This is a genomic window from Klebsiella sp. A52 (assembly GCF_018388785.1).
GTDB lineage: Bacteria > Pseudomonadota > Gammaproteobacteria > Enterobacterales > Enterobacteriaceae > Klebsiella > Klebsiella aerogenes.
Genome location: NZ_CP074437.1, coordinates 2,700,223 through 2,722,290, shown reverse-complemented (window position 1 = coordinate 2,722,290; position 22,068 = coordinate 2,700,223). Strand labels below are relative to the sequence as shown.

16 protein-coding genes and 2 pseudogenes are annotated in these 22,068 nt (G+C 45.4%); 10 read left to right on the top strand and 8 right to left on the bottom strand.

Annotation, left to right across the window (positions count from 1 at the left end):
- Position 1: 1 nt before the first annotated feature.
- Positions 2-1,528: an exopolyphosphatase gene (gene ppx / locus KGA69_RS12925; protein WP_045392691.1), complete on the top strand. Its 1,527-nt coding sequence runs from the start codon at positions 2-4 to the stop codon at positions 1,526-1,528.
- A gap of 49 nt (positions 1,529-1,577) precedes the next feature.
- Here the strand turns inward: ppx and KGA69_RS12920 are convergent, their stop codons facing one another.
- The gene (locus KGA69_RS12920) at positions 1,578-3,809 is read right to left on the bottom strand and encodes an EAL domain-containing protein (protein WP_045392694.1); all 2,232 of its coding nucleotides are present in this window, start codon (positions 3,807-3,809) and stop codon (positions 1,578-1,580) included.
- A gap of 370 nt (positions 3,810-4,179) precedes the next feature.
- Between KGA69_RS12920 and KGA69_RS12915 the strand changes: the two genes are divergently transcribed.
- Entirely contained in the window at positions 4,180-4,371 is a 192-nt protein-coding gene (locus KGA69_RS12915; RefSeq protein ID WP_045392697.1) for a YfgG family protein, read from the top strand.
- Positions 4,372-4,833: 462 nt separating this feature from the next.
- On the opposite strand, the gene KGA69_RS12910 is transcribed toward KGA69_RS12915, so the two are convergent.
- Together KGA69_RS12910 and KGA69_RS12905 are read right to left on the bottom strand one after the other, a co-directional pair.
- Complete coding sequence (locus tag KGA69_RS12910; RefSeq protein ID WP_213292373.1) at positions 4,834-5,166, bottom strand: type II toxin-antitoxin system RelE/ParE family toxin; 333 nt, start codon at positions 5,164-5,166, stop codon at positions 4,834-4,836.
- Between the two features lie 30 nt (positions 5,167-5,196).
- Positions 5,197-5,430, bottom strand: coding sequence for a type II toxin-antitoxin system Phd/YefM family antitoxin (locus KGA69_RS12905; RefSeq protein WP_000862030.1), 234 nt, complete (start codon positions 5,428-5,430; stop codon positions 5,197-5,199).
- A gap of 297 nt (positions 5,431-5,727) precedes the next feature.
- On the opposite strand from KGA69_RS12905, the gene KGA69_RS12900 reads away from it, so the two are divergent.
- The 8 genes and pseudogenes from KGA69_RS12900 to KGA69_RS12865 form a co-directional block, all read left to right on the top strand.
- Positions 5,728-6,372, top strand: coding sequence for a hypothetical protein (locus KGA69_RS12900; protein ID WP_213292372.1), 645 nt, complete (start codon positions 5,728-5,730; stop codon positions 6,370-6,372).
- A gap of 469 nt (positions 6,373-6,841) precedes the next feature.
- On the top strand, positions 6,842-7,015 hold the full coding sequence (locus tag KGA69_RS12895; RefSeq protein WP_213292371.1) for a hypothetical protein: 174 nt from the start codon (positions 6,842-6,844) through the stop codon (positions 7,013-7,015).
- A gap of 34 nt (positions 7,016-7,049) precedes the next feature.
- Positions 7,050-8,204: a radical SAM protein gene (locus KGA69_RS12890; protein ID WP_213292370.1), complete on the top strand. Its 1,155-nt coding sequence runs from the start codon at positions 7,050-7,052 to the stop codon at positions 8,202-8,204.
- Positions 8,194-9,306 (top strand): HEXXH motif-containing putative peptide modification protein, encoded by a 1,113-nt coding sequence (locus KGA69_RS12885; RefSeq protein WP_213292369.1) that lies wholly within the window; start codon positions 8,194-8,196, stop codon positions 9,304-9,306. Before KGA69_RS12890 ends, KGA69_RS12885 begins: the two co-directional genes overlap by 11 nt.
- Before the next feature lie 507 nt (positions 9,307-9,813).
- Positions 9,814-10,029 carry an AlpA family transcriptional regulator gene (locus tag KGA69_RS12880; protein WP_032649164.1) on the top strand — a complete coding sequence of 72 codons (216 nt, stop codon included), beginning with the start codon at positions 9,814-9,816 and terminating at the stop codon, positions 10,027-10,029.
- A gap of 35 nt (positions 10,030-10,064) precedes the next feature.
- A pseudogene (locus KGA69_RS12875) lies at positions 10,065-11,867 on the top strand (DUF927 domain-containing protein); the annotation flags it as partial.
- 79 nt (positions 11,868-11,946) lie between these two features.
- Positions 11,947-13,058 (top strand): IS3 family transposase gene (locus tag KGA69_RS12870; RefSeq protein ID WP_213292368.1). Its coding sequence is split into 2 segments (ribosomal slippage): positions 11,947-12,208 and positions 12,208-13,058, totalling 1,113 coding nucleotides; the frame shifts between segments, so codons are not numbered across the junction.
- A 17-nt stretch (positions 13,059-13,075) separates the two neighbouring features.
- Positions 13,076-13,483, top strand: a pseudogene (locus KGA69_RS12865) (integrase domain-containing protein); the annotation flags it as partial.
- A gap of 44 nt (positions 13,484-13,527) precedes the next feature.
- On the opposite strand, the gene KGA69_RS12860 reads toward KGA69_RS12865, so the two are convergent.
- The 5 genes from KGA69_RS12860 to guaA all read right to left on the bottom strand — a co-directional run bounded on the left by KGA69_RS12860 (position 13,528) and on the right by guaA (position 22,055).
- Complete coding sequence (locus tag KGA69_RS12860; RefSeq protein WP_213292367.1) at positions 13,528-16,089, bottom strand: DEAD/DEAH box helicase; 2,562 nt, start codon at positions 16,087-16,089, stop codon at positions 13,528-13,530.
- The gene (locus KGA69_RS12855) at positions 16,076-17,662 is read right to left on the bottom strand and encodes a Hachiman antiphage defense system protein HamA (protein WP_213292366.1); all 1,587 of its coding nucleotides are present in this window, start codon (positions 17,660-17,662) and stop codon (positions 16,076-16,078) included. Before KGA69_RS12855 ends, KGA69_RS12860 begins: the two co-directional genes overlap by 14 nt.
- On the bottom strand, positions 17,652-18,728 hold the full coding sequence (locus KGA69_RS12850) for a ComEC/Rec2 family competence protein (protein ID WP_213292365.1): 1,077 nt from the start codon (positions 18,726-18,728) through the stop codon (positions 17,652-17,654). Before KGA69_RS12850 ends, KGA69_RS12855 begins: the two co-directional genes overlap by 11 nt.
- A 261-nt stretch (positions 18,729-18,989) precedes the next feature.
- On the bottom strand, positions 18,990-20,264 hold the full coding sequence (locus KGA69_RS12845; protein ID WP_213292364.1) for a tyrosine-type recombinase/integrase: 1,275 nt from the start codon (positions 20,262-20,264) through the stop codon (positions 18,990-18,992).
- A 213-nt stretch (positions 20,265-20,477) separates the two neighbouring features.
- A complete protein-coding gene (guaA, locus tag KGA69_RS12840; protein ID WP_015703162.1) occupies positions 20,478-22,055 on the bottom strand; it encodes a glutamine-hydrolyzing GMP synthase in 1,578 nt (525 codons plus the stop codon).
- Positions 22,056-22,068: the final 13 nt, after the last annotated feature.

Genomic DNA, 22,068 nt, shown 5'->3' with positions numbered 1-22,068 from the left:
TATGCCAATAAACGAAAAAACACCTCGGCCGCAGGAGTTCGCTGCGGTCGACCTTGGTTCGAACAGTTTTCATATGGTGATCGCCCGTGTCGTCGACGGGGCAATGCAGATCATCGGTCGCCTCAAGCAGCGCGTCCACCTGGCCGATGGCCTGGATGAAAACTCGGTGTTGAGCGAAGAAGCGATTACTCGCGGGCTGAACTGCCTGTCGTTGTTTGCTGAACGTCTGCAGGGGTTCTCCCCTTCCAGCGTTTGTATCGTCGGGACGCATACCCTGCGCCAGGCGGCTAACGCGGCGGATTTTCTCAAACGAGCGGAAAAAGTCATTCCTTACCCCATCGAGATAATCTCCGGTAACGAAGAAGCGCGTCTGATTTTTATGGGCGTTGAACACACGCAACCGGAACGGGGACGTAAGCTGGTTATCGACATCGGCGGCGGTTCGACTGAGCTCGTCATCGGCGAAGATTTCGAGCCCCGCCTGGTGGAAAGCCGACGTATGGGCTGCGTAAGCTTCTCGCAGGCCTATTTCGCCGGCGGCGTTATCAATAAAGAAAACTTCCAGCGCGCGCGCCTGGCGGCGGTGCAGAAACTGGAAACGCTGGCCTGGCAATTCCGTATTCAGGGGTGGAACGTGGCGCTGGGCGCCTCTGGCACCATCAAAGCAGCGCACGAAGTGCTGGTCGCGATGGGTGAAAAGGACGGATTCATTACCCCAGAACGCCTTGAAATGCTGGTCAGTGAACTGCTGAAGAATAAAAACTTCGATTCATTAAGCCTGCCGGGATTGTCGGAAGACCGTAAAGCGGTATTCGCGCCCGGTCTGGCCATTTTGTGCGGGGTATTCGACGCGCTGGCGATCAAAGAGCTGCGCCTGTCCGACGGCGCGCTGCGCGAAGGCGTGCTGTACGAGATGGAAGGTCGCTTCCGCCACCAGGATATTCGCAGCCGTACGGCCCAGAGCCTCGCAAACCAGTACAATATCGATCGCGAGCAGGCGCGCCGGGTACTGGAAACCACCACTCAGATGCTCGAGCAGTGGCAGGAACAAAACCCGAAACTGGCGAATCCGCATCTGTCCGCCCTGCTGAAGTGGGCGGTAATGCTACATGAAGTGGGGCTGAACATTAACCACAGCGGCATGCATCGCCACTCCGCCTATATCCTGCAAAATAGCGATCTACCGGGCTTTAATCAGGAGCAGCAGATGCTGATGGCTACGCTGGTGCGCTATCACCGCAAAGCTATCAAGCTTGATGATCTGCCGCGTTTTACCTTGTTTAAGAAAAAACAATTCTTGCCGCTGATCCAACTGCTGCGTCTGGGCGTATTGCTGAATAATCAGCGTCAGGCGACGACTACGCCGCCAAAACTGACATTGAAGACGGAAGCCAATCACTGGACATTAATTTTCCCCCACGACTGGTTTAGCCAGAACGCGTTAGTGCTACTGGATCTGGAGAAAGAGCAAGAATACTGGGAAGGCGTGCCGGAATGGCTGCTGAAAATTACTGAAGAAGAAGCGTAAAGCTGGATTCTTTCACTAAAAACGGCCGGGCCATACGCCCGGCCGTTTTTTATGCGACGTCAGCCGCACACGCCAGCTGTTCTATCGGAACCGGCATCCCAATGTCATAGCCCTGCATATAATCAATCCCCAGTGAAATCACCGCCTGGCGGATCTCCGGCGATTCCACATATTCCGCCACTACCTGCATGTTTTTGATTTGCGCTAACCGGCAAATCGACGCTACGACCTGATAATCCAGGCTACTGGTGACCAGATTACGGATAAAGCTACCGTCAATTTTCAGCATGTCGACGTTAAGCGTTTTCAGCCGCGCATAGCTGGCATAGCCGGTGCCAAAATCATCAATCGCCACCCGGCATCCCAATTCCTGCAACCGCGCGAGCGTTTGTTGCGCCTGCTCCGGATTACTGAGCGAGTGGTTTTCCGTTAGTTCAAAAATAAGCTGCCATGGCTCGATATTATAATGATGCAGCATTTCCTCGACTTCATCCGGGAAACGGCTGCGGCTGACCGAGACTGGCGACAGATTGATGGCCAGACGCATGCCTGGCAACGTATGGCGATTATCGTTCATAAAAGCCAGCGTATTGTCGATAACCCAGCTGTCGATGCGCGAAGCCAGGCCAAATTCGTGCGCCGCGGACAAAAAATTATCCGGCGCAACCAGCTCGCCCTGCTCGCCAACCATGCGTAACAGGACTTCATGATAGCTATCGCCGCGCATGCCGACAATTGGCTGCGCCATCAGCCGAAAGCGATTCTGCTCCAGCGCCTGCAGGATCTGGTTCATCATGGACACGCGTTCTTTTAGCCCCTGTTGAACGTGAACGGCGCCGCGGCGCTGCACGTTTTCCGGCTGTCCGCTGGTTAACGACATGTCGGCAATATTATTCAGTTCACCGAGCAGTAAATACAGATGCTTGACCGGAGAGCGCACGTTGCAATAGCTGATCCCGACGGGCGGCTGCAGCGGAATACCATCCCAAATGAAACGGAACTGCTTAATCCGCTCATCCAGCATCACAATGCGTTTTTGATGATCGTCGCTATTCAGGCGTACCACAAGGTCATGGCCCGAAAGATGACAGACCATTTCGTTTGGCTGCAGTAGGTGACTCAAATACTCCGACAGCTGCTGCTTATACTGAATTCGCAGCATCACGCCGTAGTGCCGCCCGAGCAGCTCCAACTCTGGCATGCGTAAAAAGCACAGTACCGACCAGGTCGAGTGGTTTAGCGCCCGGCTCAGGGCGCGCAAATTTGGCATATGAACGACCGGGTCGAGAAAGGCCATTCTGCGAACCCGACGGTGGATCATCCGCTGCTGCGTCGCCAGCATTGCCATATAAGCGATAATAAAAGAGAAAACCAGGTAGCTGGAGGAGGTAATCGCCAGCTGGTTATTGTAGATGGGGGAAAATGGCAAGTAGCTGTAATGAAAATGGATGACCAGAATTAATATCGGCGGCCACACCAGGGAAATAAAACGATAACCAAAGCGCATCGCTCCCCATAACATGACCGGCATAAGTAATGACAATGTATAATTTGTGCTAAATATCGTGCTGTTGACATTTAACGGCATGAATAATAAAGCCAGTATTATTAACAATGCTATTGCCCAGACAATAATTTCCAGCGGTTTTATTTTTTGGTCGATTTGTAAACGCACCTGGGATATAAAGCCGCGTAAATGCAAAGGATTACGAATAACGCGCAGCAAAAAATAGCACAGCGGCACGCCGGTCAGACAACCGACCATCAGCGCCTGAAAAGTGATTAACGATCGTAAACTAAATGGCGTCGTCCCAACCAGCTCCGCCGCGCGCGGATGCAGACCCAGATACTCCGCAAGTTGCGAGATAATGAGAAAAATCACCGAAGGCAGCAGCATTTGCCAGAACAATCGATGCGGCATCAGGGCAACATTGCCGTGGGAAATCTGCTGGCGGCGCGGAACGAAAATACGATATCCGCCCCAGCACAGCACCGCGGGGATCAAAAAATGAAATAACACGCCGATGGCCTGCTCAAAGGTCATGCCGCGCGTAATGGTCAGCAGCAAGCCGATAACAATGCCAGGCAATGCCGCCCAGCCAAAAAATAGCATCAGGCTTAATACTAGCGCCAGCGGAAGGTAATACAGGAAGACGGTATGACCGTTAAGATTCGCGAATGTATTTGCAGCGCGCGCTAATGGCAACAACAACGTAGGTAAGACGAGCGGTAGTGCCCACCATTTATCCTGATATCGTTTGTATAGTTTAATAATACTCATAGATGCTCGACAGATTACCCCAACTCCTGCGGAGTATATTCAGACAGGCATCCAACCCGACCAGGCTAACCGCGAAAGTAATAACGATGCGGAACAGATGGTCGATTTTAGTGAGCAACAGAATCAAGCAATTGACGCAAATCAATAAACTATTTAGCTAATATTAATAAAACTTATTTTTTTGCGACCTTGTGCAACAACCAAAATCCGTGTAAATACGATGTTCATCTTATATAACATTAAGTAATGTTTTAGCTCTACGATTTTTACACCGCCGACAATTGACCCCACCGCTATACTATGACTTAATAGCCCCATTGCCCGTCTTCGGGTATACTTCAAGGAACCTTTTGTGAGTCAGGCACCCAGTATGCGTAAACGACATCGATTTAACCGTCGCATGACCCGTATCGTACTACTTATCAGTTTTCTCTTCTTCTTTGGACGCTTTGTCTACTCCTCTATCGGCGCCTGGTACCATCATCAGGGCAAGCAAGAGTCGCAGCAATCGACCATCACCATTGATGCTCCCGCGACGCCAACCACTCCAGCCCAGGAATAACGCCTACGGCCAATGTAACGGCTCTTTCGAGAACCCGCGCCCTTCCGCTTTATCTTTCTGTGACAGGGTAAGCAACTGCAGCAAAAATTGACATTCACCCGTCGCGGCGTTCTTTTAACGTTGCTGATTGACTCGACTTCATGGCGTGTTCGCTAATCGTCAGGCATCGTTTTTAATCCAGACCATATGCCCAACCGACATCAAACATCATTACGGACATAAAAAAACCCTCTGTAAACAGAGGGTTTCGTTCAGCTATCAGCAGGAATTATTCCCACTCAATGGTTTAGGAACCATCCAACATCTTGTTATCACGGAATTTTATGACAACCATTTCCAGACGACACTGTAATAAATACCGTCAAAATGATGAAATTTGTGATATTAATCATGTTGTTATGATAGTTTACAAACACGCTCTTTAGATTTGTATTATTGCCGTACAACACGCATTTAGGGCTATCAGGCCATGATCAGACGCTTAAACAGCAGTTGCTGAACATCCTGCCGATGTGCCAGGATCGCATGCGCGGTCACTAACGTTCCGTCTACGGAATACAAAACCCGGTAGCCTTCAGCGTGGTTAAACTCCCGGTATTTGGCGCAGCCAATTTTCAGCAGTTCAGGGCAAATCTGGCATCCCAGCGGGAACTGACCCACGGTACTCTCAAACTGTGTGAGAATATCTGCGATAACCGGACGCGGCTCAACACAAACACGCTTCAGGAAACCTGCTATTGTGTCGATGCAGTGCTTTACCGTAAGCGTGTACTCAAAGGTCACCTGCTGTTCCATGGAAATCCCTTAACGTTGAGCGCGCTGCGTTTAATCCGCAAGGCTATCCAGCAACTGGTCTTTCGAGAACACGCGCCCTTCCGCTTTATCTTTCTCTGACAGGGTCAGCAATTTCAGCAAAGCAATGGCGTTCTCCCGTTCCTGCTGCTGGTCATAGGACTCTATAACATAAGCAGGCACACCATTTTGTGTGACCAGGATGGGTTCTGACAGATCAAGCGTTGCTGCGTTCTTTTTAACGTAGCTGATTGTCTCTACTTTCATGTTGGTCCGCCTAATGGTCATATCTCGGTTTTAATATAGATTATATTTAGACCACCAACAAGGTCTCATGCCCCCCCTGCTCTTCTGAGAAATGGTCCAGATTAAGTACAGAGATCAATTTGTTCCTGCCGGAAGCTGATTTCCTTTATGCACTCCACAGATCCTACATGTCAGAACAAAACTACCAACACTCTGGTGATAATCTGCCTTTGTCTATTTAACGAGCAATACAGAGTAAAACCTTGTCCGCCAGAGCTGGTGTGAAAGTGCAAAGAGCCATTGAAGGAGGAGAATAATGTGACCAGTCCCATTCGTCAGAATCTGTTTGAACGGGAATGTGATATGCCGCTGCTGGAAGCGCGGCAACTCGCCCTTCTGCTTCTCGGCCTCGATGCTTCCCAACCGGCAAACGCCCTGCCGGAAGAACATCAGGAGAATTACCGTATCCTGCACGACGCCATCAGCCGCACCATCAAAGCTACAGGCATGGTCAGCGCCCCGGCGAACAAACGCATGTTCTATGCCGATGAGATGTTCGCCCTGGCCTGGCGGCTTATTGATGACGAACTCACTCCGCCAGAAATTAAGGCCCGCAGCCTGAAGGCGGTGATGAAACTGTCGCGTCACAGTCGCGGCCGCAAGTGGCTGAAGACACTCGGCGACGGCGCGCTGCCAGATCTCACTGCTTCATCACAACCTTCCCAGCGTGGGATGCATAAACGCGATAAGGCTCGGGAGAATACTGCCGGGCTCTGCTGGTTACTGGTTCAGCTTCTGGTTGAGGAGACTGATGGGCGTTATGGTACGTCTGATAAACCAACTTCGGATCGGATACTTCGGAAGCTGAAGGCTCTGGCTCAGGAACAGGAATTGCCGTCGGATGGGCTTGGACGAGGGACGTTTTATGAGGTGTTGAAGATGGGACGGGAGAAGAGAACGTAGGTAGGCGCTCCCAGTGTCGAGTGTGGTGAACCGATTAAGCTCTGAAACTTCAGGTGTATAGTCGGCTTCGTGCCTAGAGGCAGACCTCATAGGTCATTATAACCTAATCAATAAAGAACAATCGGGAAGGACAAGGTAGCGCACTGTAACAAAAATAATTCTTAGTGCTTATTAGAAACCTCATATCAATGCTTCTTTCTGACGTGCCAGACTAAATGCCTTTGATTTTACGAGAGGAGGAGAAGGGTTAAGCTTGAAAATTGTATTCGTCCGTAGATAGATCTCATAACTATATGAATCTACTAACTTATGAAAGACATCGTCCTATGGTTTAAAAGCGCGGGACGCTCAGAGCGTGTAACAACAACAGGAGTGCACCTACATTATGTTCGCATATACATTTGACAAAGTTTCATACTGAGATTATATCTTAATTTAACCATCCACATTCTAACTTATTGGTGATGCTATGGTTGAGCCTAAAAAACCTCGCAAAATAGATCTTTCAAAAATTAATTTTGATGATTATGAAAATATTGACGCTCTGATAAAAAAACTTATTGAAGAACAGAGAAAACAATTAGGTGGCGACCAAACAGCTCATGCAAGTGATCATCGGAGTAGTCACACTAATCAAATTTAGTTTATATTAAAATTTAATGTAACAAGGGGGAGGGATGACTGATTTTTCATTCAATATAAAAACAAAAACTCTTCACCAAGTTATTTTCAAGATATCTCAGAAATGCAATATAAATTGTACGTATTGCTATGTTTATAACATGGGGGATAGTTCTTGGTCCCAACGGGAGAATTTTGCTAGTGATGAAATTGTTCAGGCTTTAGCAAAAAAAATTAAAGAACATGTTGAATTCTATAATATGAAGACTTTTCATCTAGAACTGCATGGTGGGGAGCCTTTATTATATGGGAAAGCGCGACTACGAAAACTGCTTACAACTATGGATTTTATAGTTGGCAAACAAATCCTCCGATATTCAATTCAAACCAACGGATTACTTCTGGATAGAGAGTGGGTTGATTTGTTTTCTGAATTTAAAGTTAATGTAGGCATTAGTATTGATGGACCTCCATCAATTTTCTCAAAAAGAGTTAATCGGCGAGGACGGGACATTACTCCAAATTTATTAGATGTGCTTGAAAATTTGCATATCACTAGAACAAATTTTAAGCCAGGCGCACTTGCCGTCATTTCTGACACATCTGATATCTGTGAGTTAATTGACTGGTTTCCCACTATAGGGATTTGTTCTTTTGATTTACTACTTCCTCTTGGCAATATTATAACCCCGCCCAGCGGAATAACAGACTTGGCATCTTTAGAAGAAAAACTGATTAAAGGTTTCGAATACTGGAGATCACTTGGTGAAGGAGCACCAAGAATTAGGTTGTATGAATTAATGATTAAAGGATTTCTTGGGCATGAGGTTGCCCTCGATGCACTAGGAGGCGATTTAACTACTTTGTGTGTTGTTGAGTCAAATGGTGCAATTGGAATGAGTGATGTGACTCGATTCCTTGGTGGTATATATTCTAGTGATGACATTAATATTAAAACACATAAGTTGGATGTGCATTCTGAACATTTCAAAGTTCAGGAATTACAAAAGCTTTGTGACACATGTAAAAATTGTGCTGTCGTTAATGCGTGTGGTGGGGGTTACATACCAGACCGTTTTGATGGAGTGAGCTTTAATAATCCGACATATTACTGTAGTGTTATGTATGGACTTGGGAAGCATATTTTAAAATATATGCAACAGTCGATTCCTGAAAAGGCATGGGTGGAGGGGGTGAGTCGTGTTGGATAGTTTAATTTCTTGTGCTAGCCCTTTTTCAGAGCAAGGCATTCATGATGCGCTATTAAATAGGAAAAGTTCCTTTTCTGTAGTATTGGCTCAAAAGCTATTACAAAACCTTAAACCTCACCTAATCCCCCTATGGGTTACAGAAGCTCTAATATGTATATCTGATCGGTCCTTACCAAAAAACAGCAACACATGGGCACCTGAAATCCCCTCACTTCTTCAATGGTTGGCAGATACAACCCTAGAGCCTCCATATTTTAAAATAGAGTTATATGCTATTAGGTTATCCGGGATTTGCGTGCAAGGAAAATTTTCTAATACAGCCTCTCCAGGCTTTGGTTCCTTTAATGGCATTCCTGCTAGATGTTTGAACAATCAGGAGTTCATAACTAAAAAAAACACTCTCACATTTAGAGAAACAATAAAAGAAAACCATGATAATGTTCATAAAATATCGACATCAATGTTTCTTGGCGATGCTGTTGCATTTAAAGATACTATCAACCATGGCTATGACACATCATCTAAGCTAACAATTGGGAATTTTGATGAACTAGACATGCTAAATAGGCTCGCTATTAATGAACTATCCTCTACAGGAGTGTTGACAGAGTGGGTGACTTCAGCAATAACAAGTTTATACGTCACCGAGGCCGAAAAAAACTCTTTCAGTTCTGGTAGTTGGGATAAGCATTGTGGGCTTTCCTATTATTCACTTCGGGACGAGGTATTTCAATTAGCCGATATCTTACTTCATGAAGCATGCCATCAAAACTTTTATTTTATCAATTTGAACAAATGTTTGCATGAGGATGATGGAATTCTCAGGTTATCTCCGGCTGTTAATTTACCCCGACCGATCTGGGCAATATTACTTGCATACCATGCTTTTTCTAATGTGTCTATATTTTACTATAAAGCAAACTATCTACAGGATGAAATAAAAATAAGGCATGCATTGAAAAATTTTGATTATGCTGTAAAAGCAGAGGCAATACTTAATGATTGCATATTTATTGAGCAAGGTGCAAAAATTTTATTTGAGAGTTTGAAGTCGATATTTTCCCCTGTAAAAAATGCTTACCTAGACATGAGGTTTCTTTAACTCAAATCTCATATTAATTAAATACATAACAAATTAAAACAATGCCCCCCATTATGGACTGTTATTTAAATAGTTAAATGTGAAATCTTCTCTTAATTACATGCTTTCACTTCACCATCGAATTCAGTATGTCATTATGTAAATATATTGACAAACCAGACCATTTTCTTTCAGTGAACTTTAAGAAAGAGGATTAGTTCTATTTTAAAGCGAACATCTGCTCTTCGCTCAAAGCTGTCGGTGAGATAGCGACATCTATTGTGAAGTGTTTGTAGTCGTGCGTTGCCATTCGTTAACCATAGCAAATCTTATCTCTACGGGGCTTAGCTGAATAAAAACTATTTGTTTTCAATAAATTAATCTTAAACTATCAGTTTTGATGGTAAAGAAACTTTTCCCGGACTCATTATTTTCTATCCGGACTCTCCTTTTTCACCTGGACCTATACCTCCCCTTCCCGTTCCGCGCTATAACCGCCTCGACACTCTGTTCCCGTGAGGTGCAATCATGAAAACCCGTGTTGACAGTAACGATGCTTTTCCCGAAAGCGGCAACGTACGTATGCGGCAGGTGGTCCAGTTTCTGGCGATGAGCGAATCGTCGGTTTACCGCCTGATTAAAAACACCGACTTTCCCCGTCCCGTCCACCTCTCTTCCCGACTGGTGGTTTTCGATGCCGCTGAAATCCGCCAGTGGCAACAACGCCGCACCGCCATCCGTTAATCCACGCTCAGGGATGAGCCGACTGACACCTCATCATGAAACGCGCGCCCTTTCTCTGTAAGCAGTCTCCGGACCGCACGCTCGAAGTGGTGATCCTTGCCGGAAGCCTGGCATGGGAAACCTCACGCGCCTGGCGAAAAGATCCCGACCGGGAAGATGATGTTCCTCCGGTGGTACTCGGCCCGGATGAACTGGCCGATCTGGATAACCTGACCATAATCAGACCTGACGCGCTCTACGTCCGGGTACTTCGCACAGGCGATATCCGCGAAGAGGAGTTGCTGAAAATCGCCGTAAAACTGGCACATGCGGATGTGCAGATGGCCCGGCTGATGAGCCCCGACGGTGAGCTGCTGGAGGACTGGAGCGGTCAGCTTGCACGCCTGCGGCAGGAAAGGCCTTCTGACATCCTGCCGGATCACTTCCGCCTCGATGAAGAAGCACTGTGGTTTGATAAGCTGACCGAACGACGCGACGGGGAAAGCGACGTCCAGCCCCAGCGCATCAGTTCCCCGCTGCGCGTCACCGCCATCACCTGCGACAGTCATGACGGCAGCTATGGCCGCCTGCTGGAATGGCACACCACCACCGGGCAGCTGCGGCGCTGGGCCATGCCGATGGCAATGCTCAGCGGCAACGGTGAGGAGCTGCGGCGCATTCTGCTGGAGAACGGCCTGACCTACATCTCCACCCGCCCCGCCCTGCGCAGCCTGCTGTGCGAATACATCTCACGGTCACTCCCCGGACGCCGGGTCACCTGCGTGGAGAAAACCGGCTGGCACAACGGCGTGTACGTGCTGCCGGATGAGGTTATCGGTCCGGAAGGCGACAATGTCATCCTTCAGGGCAGCCACTACCTGACCGGCAGCTTTGCACAATCCGGTACGCTGGCGGAATGGCAGGAGCAGGTCGCCGCGCTCTGTGCTGGCAACTCGAGGCTGGTCTTTGCCGTCTGCTGTGCGCTGGCCGCCCCGCTGCTGCGCCTGACCGGAACGGGCGGCGAAGGCTTTCATCTGCGCGGTGAGTCCACCGACGGCAAAACCACGGTGATGAAAGTGGCCGCTTCCGTCTGTGGCGGCACCGATTACTGGCACTCCTGGCGGGCAACCGGGAATGCGCTCGAGGGAATTGCCAGCCGCCACAACGATGCCCTGCTGCCGCTTGATGAACTGCGCGAAGTGGACCCGCGTGAAGCCGGGATGATTGCCTATATGCTGGCGAACGGCCAGGGCAAGGGGCGCGCCCGCACCGACGGCGAGGTACGCAACCGCAGGCACTGGACGCTGCTGCTGTTCTCCACCGGGGAGCTGTCGCTGGCGGAACACACCGAACGCGCCGGGGAGCGCCTCTACGCCGGGATGGACGTGCGCATGGTACAAATCCCCAGCGACACCGGGCAGCATGGCGCGTTTGAGCAGCTACACAGCTTTGCCAGCGGCCAGCAATTTGCCGATGCCCTCTGCAACCGGGTCGCCCGCTTCCACGGCACCGCCTTTCGCGCCTGGCTGGCCTTCCTCACCCACGACATGGACGCCAGCACCACACTGGCAAGAGAGTTACTTCGCCGCTACCAGACCGCCCTGATGCCGGAGCATGCCGGAAACCAGGTGCAGCGCATCGTGGCCCGTTTTGCGCTGCTGGCGGTGGCCGGAGAGATAGCGACGCTGCAGGGTGTCACGGGCTGGCAGGAAGGCACGGCATATGGGGCGGTCCGGATCTGCCTGCACGCCAGGCTGAACGAGCGCGACCATATTGCCAACCAGGAGGATGAAGGCGTGCTGACGCAGATCAAGCGGTTCATCACCGCGCACCAGTACAGCCGTTTTGCCTCGTGGGATTGTAAGTATCCCGGCAAAACGGCCCATTCACTTTTAGAGATCTTCCGACATACTGAGTATGTCCCCTGAGGAGATCGCCATGCGTAAAGCCCGATTCACTGAACACCAGATCATCGCCGTTCTGAAGTCCGTTGAAGCCGGACGTACCGTCAAGGATGTGTGCCGTGAGGCCGCAATTTCTGAAGCCAGCTATTACAACTGGAAAGCGAAATATGGTGGGATGGAAGCGGCCGATATTAAAAAAATCAAAGACCTTGAGGATGAGAATCGACGTTTGAAACAGATGTTTGCCGACCTGAGCCTTGAGAACCGGGCACTTAAAGACGTTATCGAAAAAAAGCTTTAAAACCAGCGATAAAGCGTGAACTCGTCAGCTATCTGACGGCACAATTTGCCATGAGTTTACGCCAGGCCTGCAGGACGTTATCGCTGAGCAGGACGGTCTATTTTTATCAGCCCGATACCCGGCGTGATGAACCGGTGATCCATGCGCTGACTGAACTGGCAGAACACTATCCGCGCTACGGTTTTAAGAAGCTGTTCCAGCTGCTGCGCAGGCAGGGCAATATCTGGAACCACAAACGCGTTCACCGGATTTACTGTCTGCTGAAACTGAATTTTCGTCGTAAGGGAAAACAGCGACTGCCAGAGCGTAATCCAGCGCCACTGGGGACGCCGCAAGCGTTAAACCAGAGCTGGTCCATCGATTTTATGCACGACGCCCTGGTCTGCGGCAGACGATTCCGGACCTTCAATGTGGTGGATGATTTTAACCGTGAAGCACTGGCGATAGAAATCGACCTGAATATCCCGGCTCAGCGAGTCATCCGGGTGCTGGACAGGATCGTGGCAAACCGCGGCTACCCGCTGAAAATGCGGATGGACAACGGGCCAGAACTGGTCTCGCTGGCGCTGGCACAATGGGCCGAAGAACACGGCGTGATGCTCGAATTTATCAAGCCGGGGAAGCCTACACAAAATGCTTTTATCGAACGGTTCAACCGGACATACCGGACAGAAATCCTGGATTTTTACCTGTTCAGAACACTGAATGAAGTACGGGAAATTACAGAGCGCTGGCTGATGGAATATAACAACGAGCGGCCTCATGAATCCCTGAACAACCTGACGCCGGAAGAGTACCGGCTGATGGCTGAAAAAACGGAACTCTCAAAAAGTGCGTGGAACTAAAACAGGTGTGCTTACACTGCCAGTCGCTGAAAACCTGGGATAAACAGCTGGAAAAAGGGGCTGAACGTCTGCCAGTGATCTTTGGCACCAAAGGCGGACGACCGCGCATGACACAGGTGATAGACAGGGAAGCGGTTCGCCAGGCGGTGAAAGAGGCGTTGAATATTGCCGGGGAGCGTGACGGGCATCTGATTAACAAACCGGATCTGAAATCAGCGATGGATTACTGGCACAACCATCTCCGCGATGCCGGGCTGACAGGCGAATACTCGCCCCACTCCCTGCGCTATGCCTGGGCGCAGGACGCGATCCGCTATTATGAGGAACAGGGGTTAAGCCACAAAGAGGCGCTGGCGGTAACCTCAACGGATCTGGGCCATGGAGATGGTAGAGGTAAATATATTGAGCAAGTATATAATCGTTAAACTTCCATACACTCAATATATTAGCCTCATAAATAGCCCAATCTTCAAAGAAATATTTTAATCTCTCCATATTCAACAGAATCTTTTTGCAAAGAATTCAACAACCCTTGCTTATTAACACTAATTAGCTCATATGAATCCTCATTGAACTTTAAATATTTCCTAAGTTCTCTGGAAGACGCAATTATATTTGCAGCATGCCTTGAAATGCCTAATGTTTGTAAGCTAATACATAATGGATTCTTAGAGCCATACTCAAGAAATGTCGCCCAATTATGTCCCGCATTGTCCTCACCTAAAATTGCTGCCAGACATTTATAGTAGTGATTGAAATATTTTTCAAAAAAGAACGATAAAATTCTCTCTATGTTATAAAGAATATCATCGATCACTTTGTTAACATGATTAATATCGTTTTTATCAAAAGGTATTGGTTGTTGTCCCCGTTCAATGACAATGGTTCTTTTTAGATCAATATTTTCGTTTATAATTCTGTTTATTGAATAATCATTGGTCCACTGATTCATTAAAGTAGCAAAATAAGTCAATTGTTCTTTTGATTTTACATATTTAGTTTCTGTTTCACCCCATCTATAAAGATCATAAAACAACTCCAATACAGACAAAATATTTGCATAGTCGAGCGATGGGAGTTTTTTGTTTACAGGAGATACGCTAACGTAATCAAATACTTTTCGTTGTATTTTAAAATTAAGAGATTTATAGGAATTGATAATATCTATAGGAATGTCTAAAATACCATTTGCTTTTACTTTAGCAAGAGATAACAATTCTTCTCGATGTATATCATAAAATTTCCGCAGGACAAAACTATCTTTTAGATTATTTTTAAATCTAATAGTGTCTACAGCCATAATATTAGCGAGATACTCTATCGCCTGGTTCCTTTTAGAAATATCAGTCTCCGCATCAGAAAGATAGCGCTCTATTTCTCTTAACCCAGATTTACTTTCTATCCGGGCATCTATAGTTGTAGTTAAATGCGCTGTTTTCTCTAAAAAAATATCAGTATTATCCCATCGATTTGATTCATCCTGTAAACAAAAAATATTCCCAGATAACTCCTTGCAATATCTACCCGCCCGGCCAGCCAGATTCCAAAAGGCAAGTGTCTTATTAGGATTTTTTTTCGCATCAGCGATTAATCTAATTTTATCATCACAATTGATAAATATATTCCGAGTTGGCATATTAACGCCTTCAACCAAAGTAGGTGTACAAAAGATAAAATCAATATCTCCATTTCGGAATAATTCTTCAACTATATTTCTTATTGCTTGTGGTAATTGTCCATGATGATAAGCAATTCGCTTCATTAGAAACATAGCTAAATAATACTCAGGATGAATATAATTCCTTATTTTTTTTATGGAATCAATCAACAAAGGAGATAAAACAATATTTTCTGAGAGCCTTATTTGATAAAATTCAAGTGCAGAATCAACAGCTTTAGCCCGACTAGAACAATATATCATATTTGATCCATGTCGGCTTCCTATATTATAGATAAAATCACTTTTTTTATTGAGTGTATATAAAGAATCACTTTCAATATCGATGCATTCTGAATTAGAAAAATATTTAATTTCTTTTTTATGAAAATCAATAAGATAAAGATTTTGTGACACTGGTGATTCAATAATCCTACTTGCATAAATTTTTTCACGCCCAAAAAGATTTAAAAAAACCTCAGGATTTTCAATATTTGGGGAAGAAAAAACAATTTTCATATTTGGATTGTTGAATAATGCACTGTCGATAGCATTATACTCTGTAAGGCTCCGCACATCTGAGTCATCATTATTTGATAATTTATGTGCTTCATCTACAAACAAATAATCTATACTAACAGCCTTGCCTTGCGAGAACAAATTAAGCAATCGTTCCGGCGTCAATATAAAAATATGCTTAATGATTACGGCATCTGATTTACTTGCTAATGATCCGTGAGTCACTATTTTATAATTGAAATTTTCAATAAGTTCATATAATTCATTTTTAATCTCCAAAGAAAACTGACTAATCAATGCTCTTGTTGGGACTAAGATGACAATGTTTGATGTAGAATTTTGAATAATCTCTTCAATATAGCGCTTTAGAATAAATGACTTCCCCAATGACGTTGGACCTGAAAAACTATAATAAGGTGATTTCAGCATATCCGTATAAATATCAAACTGTGCATCGGTGAATATATATGTGTTATTAAATGTTTGGGTAGATTTCTTCGCTTCATTCTCAAGTCGCTGCGAAAATGGAAGAGCATGATCATTAAAATCTAATGCGTATAAACCAAGTTTAGAGTAGACTAAAGAAGAGATAAGTGAGAATTTCCCCCATTTATCAGAAAATGGTTCAAGTAAACTAATCCAGTGATATGCACACATCCTAGCATTTTGATTAGATGAGTTCGCCAACAAATCAATAAATCTAAATATGTCTCTCAACTCTGTATTGGAAATATTGAAATGGTTCTCAGATTCTAAAGTCAACGCAGAATATGCTTTTATTATTTTTTTATAAAGCTTTTTAAAATATCCGCTGTTAAATATTTTTTCTATAATGAAAGAATCAAGCTTCTTCATTTTTCAGACTCTCAATGAACTCGTCATTAAATTTATTCACATCATCGAATGGAACAAAAAAACAATCAATAGTTGCGTTAACTATTGATAATTTATTGATTTCCTCTTTCCGATATTCTAGTGCCTGCTGAACATTAAGAATAATTTTTTGTTCAAGTAAAGACGGAAATCTAGATGCATTCTCATATATGAGTGACTCTTCAATCTTATGGTTATAGCCAATAAATATAGCCAATCTGTCTTCATAACCCTGCGAATAAGAAGACTCTCCCGGGATAAGAAGACTGGCTAGGATTTGGCACTCATCTTCGGTAAAGTTTGTTTCTAAAAATGTATTACCAAGCAAACCATCCAACGATCTTAACTCAGGAAATGCTTTAAGAATAGCATCTATCGCATATGAAACGCCATCCGCTAGCGAATTAGATATAAATGCAGCCGAATGAATTAACTCAACATTCCTATTTTTATTAAATTTAACATGGGCACCATGAAAACCTGCATTATTTATTTCATCAAATGAATACAGTTTAGGCGCATGCAGATACGATTCAAGGAATCCTTGTAATAACATTTCGGATATTTTTGTCTTCCTTTCTATTTTCAAAAAATTACGTATCGCGGATAGCGTAGCATTTCCAAATGTATTTCTCTCGCGACACCTCATTAATTGTTTACGGGAAAGGGAAAATGATGGAATACAATCAATTAACCGATCACCAATCTTAACATAGTCATATTTTTTTCCATCTAAACAGAGCCTATACAGATTAACAATTCGATTTTTGTCTAAATTTAAATCACATTCCATTCGGACAAAGCACTCCATAAAATCGGAATGAATTAGTGCTTTAAAATTATTTGATAGATCCTCTTCCATTTCTAAAGGGACGTATCCGGAAGATGTAAGAAGCTCATTTATAGAAAAATCGACTATATCACCATAACAAATACCATAATCACCAGTATCAGTATAAAGCCCTAGTAACCCCACACAACTTGATGAATTTAAAATAATCCCTGCACCAGAGTTTCCTGAAAGACCATTTTTAGGATCCTCTAATGCAGTCAATGTATCACTAATAATTTGAAGACAAATTTTTTCATTTCTAAATAAACTAAAATTATTATAGTGCAAAGGTTGAACAGATTGATGTTCATTAATTGCAGGATAACCGCAAGAAACAAATTTATGTGATGAATTATAATTAGCAGCATTAATGATTTTTGTTCCTGGTAATTCTTTTCTTTTTAAATCAAGATGAGATTTATCATTTAAGACCAAAATAGCAACATCTTTCTTTGGAGAAAGTAAAATATCCTTTACTTTGCATAGGGGAAAAGTATCAGTATCAGGTTTGCAAATGCTTACTTTAGTTTTTGCCACACCACTAAAAACACAGGTATCACATTTCTTATGTTTAAACTTACAATCGTTAGGACTGGATTTACATATTGAATGCTTTGCAGTTAATACATAAGAATAATCATCACCATGGCAAATAAAACCACTACTATTTTTATTGTTATAGCTTACTTTCACTCCCAACTTATCTGCTATATCAATACTCATAAGAGAGATGAACTCCATCATTTTTGTTGCATGGAAACCTCACCATAACATCTGGCTCCGATGAAAATATATTTCTTAACTCTTCCTTGTCGTAAGTAAAATGAAATATAGTGTTTTCTATACCATTACTAAATAACACACGACTTAACGCTTCTTTATTCGGATGAAAATGCCGTTTATTTGCGTCAGCTGAAATTACAAAATCACGACAACTGATCAAAGAGAGCAAATCGTTATTGATATTTTTCGCACTCCCATGATGGGACATTTTGACTATATCGAATATTGTTTTCTCTACGCCGTATAAATCTATTATACTTTCTGCGACAATAGTAGGATGAGCATCGGAAAGAAGCAGGAATCGTCTTTCTTTCCATTCAATACTTAATGCTATACTAGCTCCATTGACAACACTATTGTCCTCTGTAAAATTATCCATTTTCTCATAAAACTCTCGCAATGAAGTCTTATAATCATATCCATGTTCTCCACTGGATTTAACTGGACCTAACTTCTGTTTAGGCCAATATTTATTAAGAGCAGATAATTTATCTTTAGTAGGTGATAATATATTAATAGTCAAATTAGCTATTTTTTCTGACATCCCTGATAATATAATTCTTTTATTCCACTTATTACCTTTATCTAAAATAGTGTATAAATTATTATCCTGCGCCCTTGATGACTTATTACTTCCGATAACTTTCCCATCAAGGTTATATTTTTGTGTATTTTTACATTTAGTATTAAAAAAAGAATTTATTGTTTTCTCAGAATTAAACCATAACTCTTTTACCAGTGGCTCTAAATCACTATCTCCCATAATTTTAAGAATACCTGAAATGTGATCGTCATCACTATGCGTTACAATTACAAGATCAAAGATTCCTTTATTACCATTATCAATTATCGAAATTAACATTCTTTTCTGTATGTTAAACTCTAATTGATTTCTATTCCCACCATCAATGAGAATATTGTGATATTTACCATCGTCCCCTTGGAATTGAATTACTAAACAATCCCCCTGGCCAGCAGGTAGCGCATAGAAATGACATTCAAGCATGTTCAGAATACCTTAAAGATATACTTTAAAAAGTTATCACCCAATCGTGCATTAAACTAATACGCAATCTTTTGATATCTAAGTTAAATTATCCATTTTATCCAACTTATCACATTATACCTCATTTAAAAACCTATATATAAAAACACTGGTTTTACATACAGCGCTTTATACAAACCATTTACTTATGACCTTAGATTAAAAATATGGTGAATCCAGCCAATTTCTAGATATCAATGTGGATACGCCTGAGTCATGGTATTAATTACCGTAATTAAAACCACTGGCTTCGCCCAACATCCACTTTTCGTAGTTGGTTGGAGAAAACGGTGTAAGCCTCACCAGCGTCCCGGCGATCCACCCATCAACCATATCCGCCCACTGCTGCAACATGTAAGCACGCTGCTGTGCATATTTCGCTTTGTTGTAAATTGCCCTCACCCCTTTTTGTTCATGTGCGAGGCATTTCTCTATCCAGTCTGATGGATACCCAGCCTCGTGCAATAAAGTGCTGGCGGTTCGTCGCATGTCATGGACGGTAAAATGCTCCAGCGACTTCCCCTGCGACTGTGCAACTTTTACCGTCGTGGTAATAACCCCGTTGAGAGCTGCATTAGACAACGGTTTGTTGATGCTATAGCGCCCGGCAAGTAAGTAAGGACTTCCTCCAGCACACATTTGCAGCGCCACCAGCAGATCGCAAGCCTGACGGGAAAGATAGACGACATGAGGCCGTCCCCCTTTCATACGGCCTTTGGGTATGGTCCATTCATTAGTATTGAAATTCACTTCATTCCAGGTCGCCTGAGTAAATTCACTTTTACGCACCAGCGTAAGAAAAATCAGTTTCAGGGCCAGTTTGAGCGTGGGCATGCCAGCGACGGTATCCAGCGTATTAAAGAAGATAGAAATTTCCGGCAGAGAAAGGGTTCTGTCACGAGGAAAAAATGTGGCTATCGAACTGGCCTTGATATCCTGAGCGGGATTCTTAAAGTCATGCCCCCGGTTTTTCGCGTATGTATAAACGCTACTGATAATCTCACGCGCCTGTACCGCCGTGGCATTACCGCCACGATCCACGATGCGATCGCACAGGGTTCGAACCATTGATGGCGTAATCTCCGCCATTTGCTTGTTACCCAGAAAAGGAATGATGTCCCGGTCAATGACGGCCTGCTTCATCGATCTCGTGCTGTCTGCAAGAGAGGCACGCTTCATATAGCTGACGGTAAAATTTGCGAAAGTTTCCGCATTTCTGATCTGATTTTTACCGTCACGTTTCTTCACAGCAGGCGACACGCCTGACTTGATCAGCTTTTTGGCGGCAATGAGTTGTTCACGCGCTTCAGCCAGTGAAATACCGTCAGCGCCATACTGTCCAATGGTCAGGGTTTCACGACGGCCATTAATCCGATAATCGTAACGAAATGAGCGAGTTCCAGTGGGCGATACGGCCACATAGAGCCCATCACGATCGGTAACTTTGTAGATTTTTTCCTGCGGTTTAAGTCTTTTAAGCTGGATATCGGTAAGCATACGCCCTCCGGAAATACCGTCAGAATTGACTAATTACTGTACGTATTGACTAAAGAGGACTGTCTACTTTTTCGACGATTACGTCAAATTTACCGTCAGGAACTGTGCGCCACATAGAAAATTCATGAATGCACATAAATAAAAACCCTCTGTAAAAACAGAGGGTTGATTGCAGTTTTACCCGTTCATGAAAACTCAGGAAGGGTTATCGGCTTATTCCCACTCAATAGTCGCTGGCGGCTTGCCGCTGATGTCGTACACCACACGGGAAATACCGTTAACTTCGTTGATGATGCGGTTGGAGACGCGGCCGAGGAAATCATACGGCAGGTGCGCCCAGTGCGCGGTCATAAAGTCGATGGTTTCTACCGCACGCAGGGAGACGACCCAGTCGTACTTACGACCATCGCCCATCACGCCGACGGAGCGAACCGGCAGGAACACGGTGAATGCCTGGCTTACTTTGTCATACAGGTCGGCTTTGCGCAGTTCTTCAATGAAGATAGCGTCCGCGCGACGCAGCAGGTCGCAGTACTCTTTCTTCACTTCGCCAAGTACGCGAACGCCGAGGCCCGGCCCCGGGAACGGGTGGCGGAACAGCATGTCGTACGGCAGGCCCAGCTCCAGACCAATCTTACGCACTTCGTCTTTGAACAGCTCTTTCAGCGGCTCAACGAGGCCCATCTTCATTTCTTTCGGCAGGCCGCCAACGTTGTGGTGAGACTTGATGACGTGCGCTTTACCGGTCGCGGAAGCGGCGGATTCGATCACGTCAGGGTAGATAGTGCCCTGCGCCAGCCATTTCACGTCTTCCAGCTTCAGCGCTTCTTCGTCAAACACTTCAACGAAGACGCGGCCAATGATTTTACGCTTCGCTTCCGGATCGTTTTCGCCCTTCAGCGCGGTCAGGAAGCGATCTTCCGCCGCAACGTGTACGATGTTCAGGCCGAAACGGTCGCCGAACATATCCATAACCTGCTCAGCTTCGTTCAGGCGCAGCAGGCCGTTATCCACGAATACGCAGGTCAGATTTTTACCGATGGCGCGGTGCAGCAGCATCGCGGTAACGGAAGAGTCAACGCCGCCGGACAGGCCGAGGATGACTTTATCTTCACCCACCTGCTGACGAATACGCTCAACCGCGTCGTCGATGATTTTCGCCGGCGTCCACAGCGCTTCACACTGGCAGATGTCGCGCACGAAGCGCTCCAGCATACGCAGCCCCTGACGGGTGTGGGTGACTTCCGGGTGGAACTGTACGCCGTAGAAGCGTTTTTCTTCATTCGCCATGATGGCGAACGGGCAACTCTCAGTGCTGGCGACGGTCACAAAGTCGGAAGGGATAGCGGTGACTTTATCACCATGGCTCATCCACACGTCCAGCAGCGGCTTACCGTCAGCGCTCAGCGCATCTTCGATGCCCTTGATCAGCGCGCTGTCGGTCTGCACTTCCACCTGCGCGTAACCGAACTCGCGCTCGTTGGAAGCTTCAACGTGGCCGCCCAGCTGCATGGCCATGGTCTGCATGCCGTAGCATACGCCGAATACCGGTACGCCGGCCTCGAAGACGTACTGCGGCGCGCGCGGGCTGTTGTCTTCGGTAGTGCTTTCCGGGCCGCCGGAAAGAATGATGCCGTTCGGGTTGAACTCACGGATTTGAGCTTCGGTCACGTCCCAAGCCCAGAGTTCGCAATAGACCCCTAACTCACGTACGCGACGTGCAACCAGCTGGGTGTACTGTGAACCGAAGTCCAGGATAAGAATGCGATGTTTATGAATGTTATCCGTCATTGACGTTAATTCC

Bases quoted from the DNA above. Each gene is read 5' to 3' on its own strand.
- ppx (WP_045392691.1), top strand. From the start codon at position 2: ATGCCAATAAACGAAAAAACACCTCGGCCGCAGGAGTTCGCTGCGGTC.
- KGA69_RS12890 (WP_213292370.1), top strand. From the start codon at position 7,050: ATGACTGATTTTTCATTCAATATAAAAACAAAAACTCTTCACCAAGTT.
- KGA69_RS12850 (WP_213292365.1), bottom strand. From the start codon at position 18,728: ATGCTTGAATGTCATTTCTATGCGCTACCTGCTGGCCAGGGGGATTGT.
- KGA69_RS12880 (WP_032649164.1), top strand. From the start codon at position 9,814: ATGAAAACCCGTGTTGACAGTAACGATGCTTTTCCCGAAAGCGGCAAC.
- KGA69_RS12895 (WP_213292371.1), top strand. From the start codon at position 6,842: ATGGTTGAGCCTAAAAAACCTCGCAAAATAGATCTTTCAAAAATTAAT.
- KGA69_RS12910 (WP_213292373.1), bottom strand. From the start codon at position 5,166: ATGGAACAGCAGGTGACCTTTGAGTACACGCTTACGGTAAAGCACTGC.
- KGA69_RS12845 (WP_213292364.1), bottom strand. From the start codon at position 20,264: ATGCTTACCGATATCCAGCTTAAAAGACTTAAACCGCAGGAAAAAATC.
- KGA69_RS12855 (WP_213292366.1), bottom strand. From the start codon at position 17,662: ATGAGTATTGATATAGCAGATAAGTTGGGAGTGAAAGTAAGCTATAAC.
- KGA69_RS12915 (WP_045392697.1), top strand. From the start codon at position 4,180: ATGCGTAAACGACATCGATTTAACCGTCGCATGACCCGTATCGTACTA.
- KGA69_RS12905 (WP_000862030.1), bottom strand. From the start codon at position 5,430: ATGAAAGTAGAGACAATCAGCTACGTTAAAAAGAACGCAGCAACGCTT.
- guaA (WP_015703162.1), bottom strand. From the start codon at position 22,055: ATGACGGATAACATTCATAAACATCGCATTCTTATCCTGGACTTCGGT.
- KGA69_RS12860 (WP_213292367.1), bottom strand. From the start codon at position 16,089: ATGAAGAAGCTTGATTCTTTCATTATAGAAAAAATATTTAACAGCGGA.
- KGA69_RS12920 (WP_045392694.1), bottom strand. From the start codon at position 3,809: ATGAGTATTATTAAACTATACAAACGATATCAGGATAAATGGTGGGCA.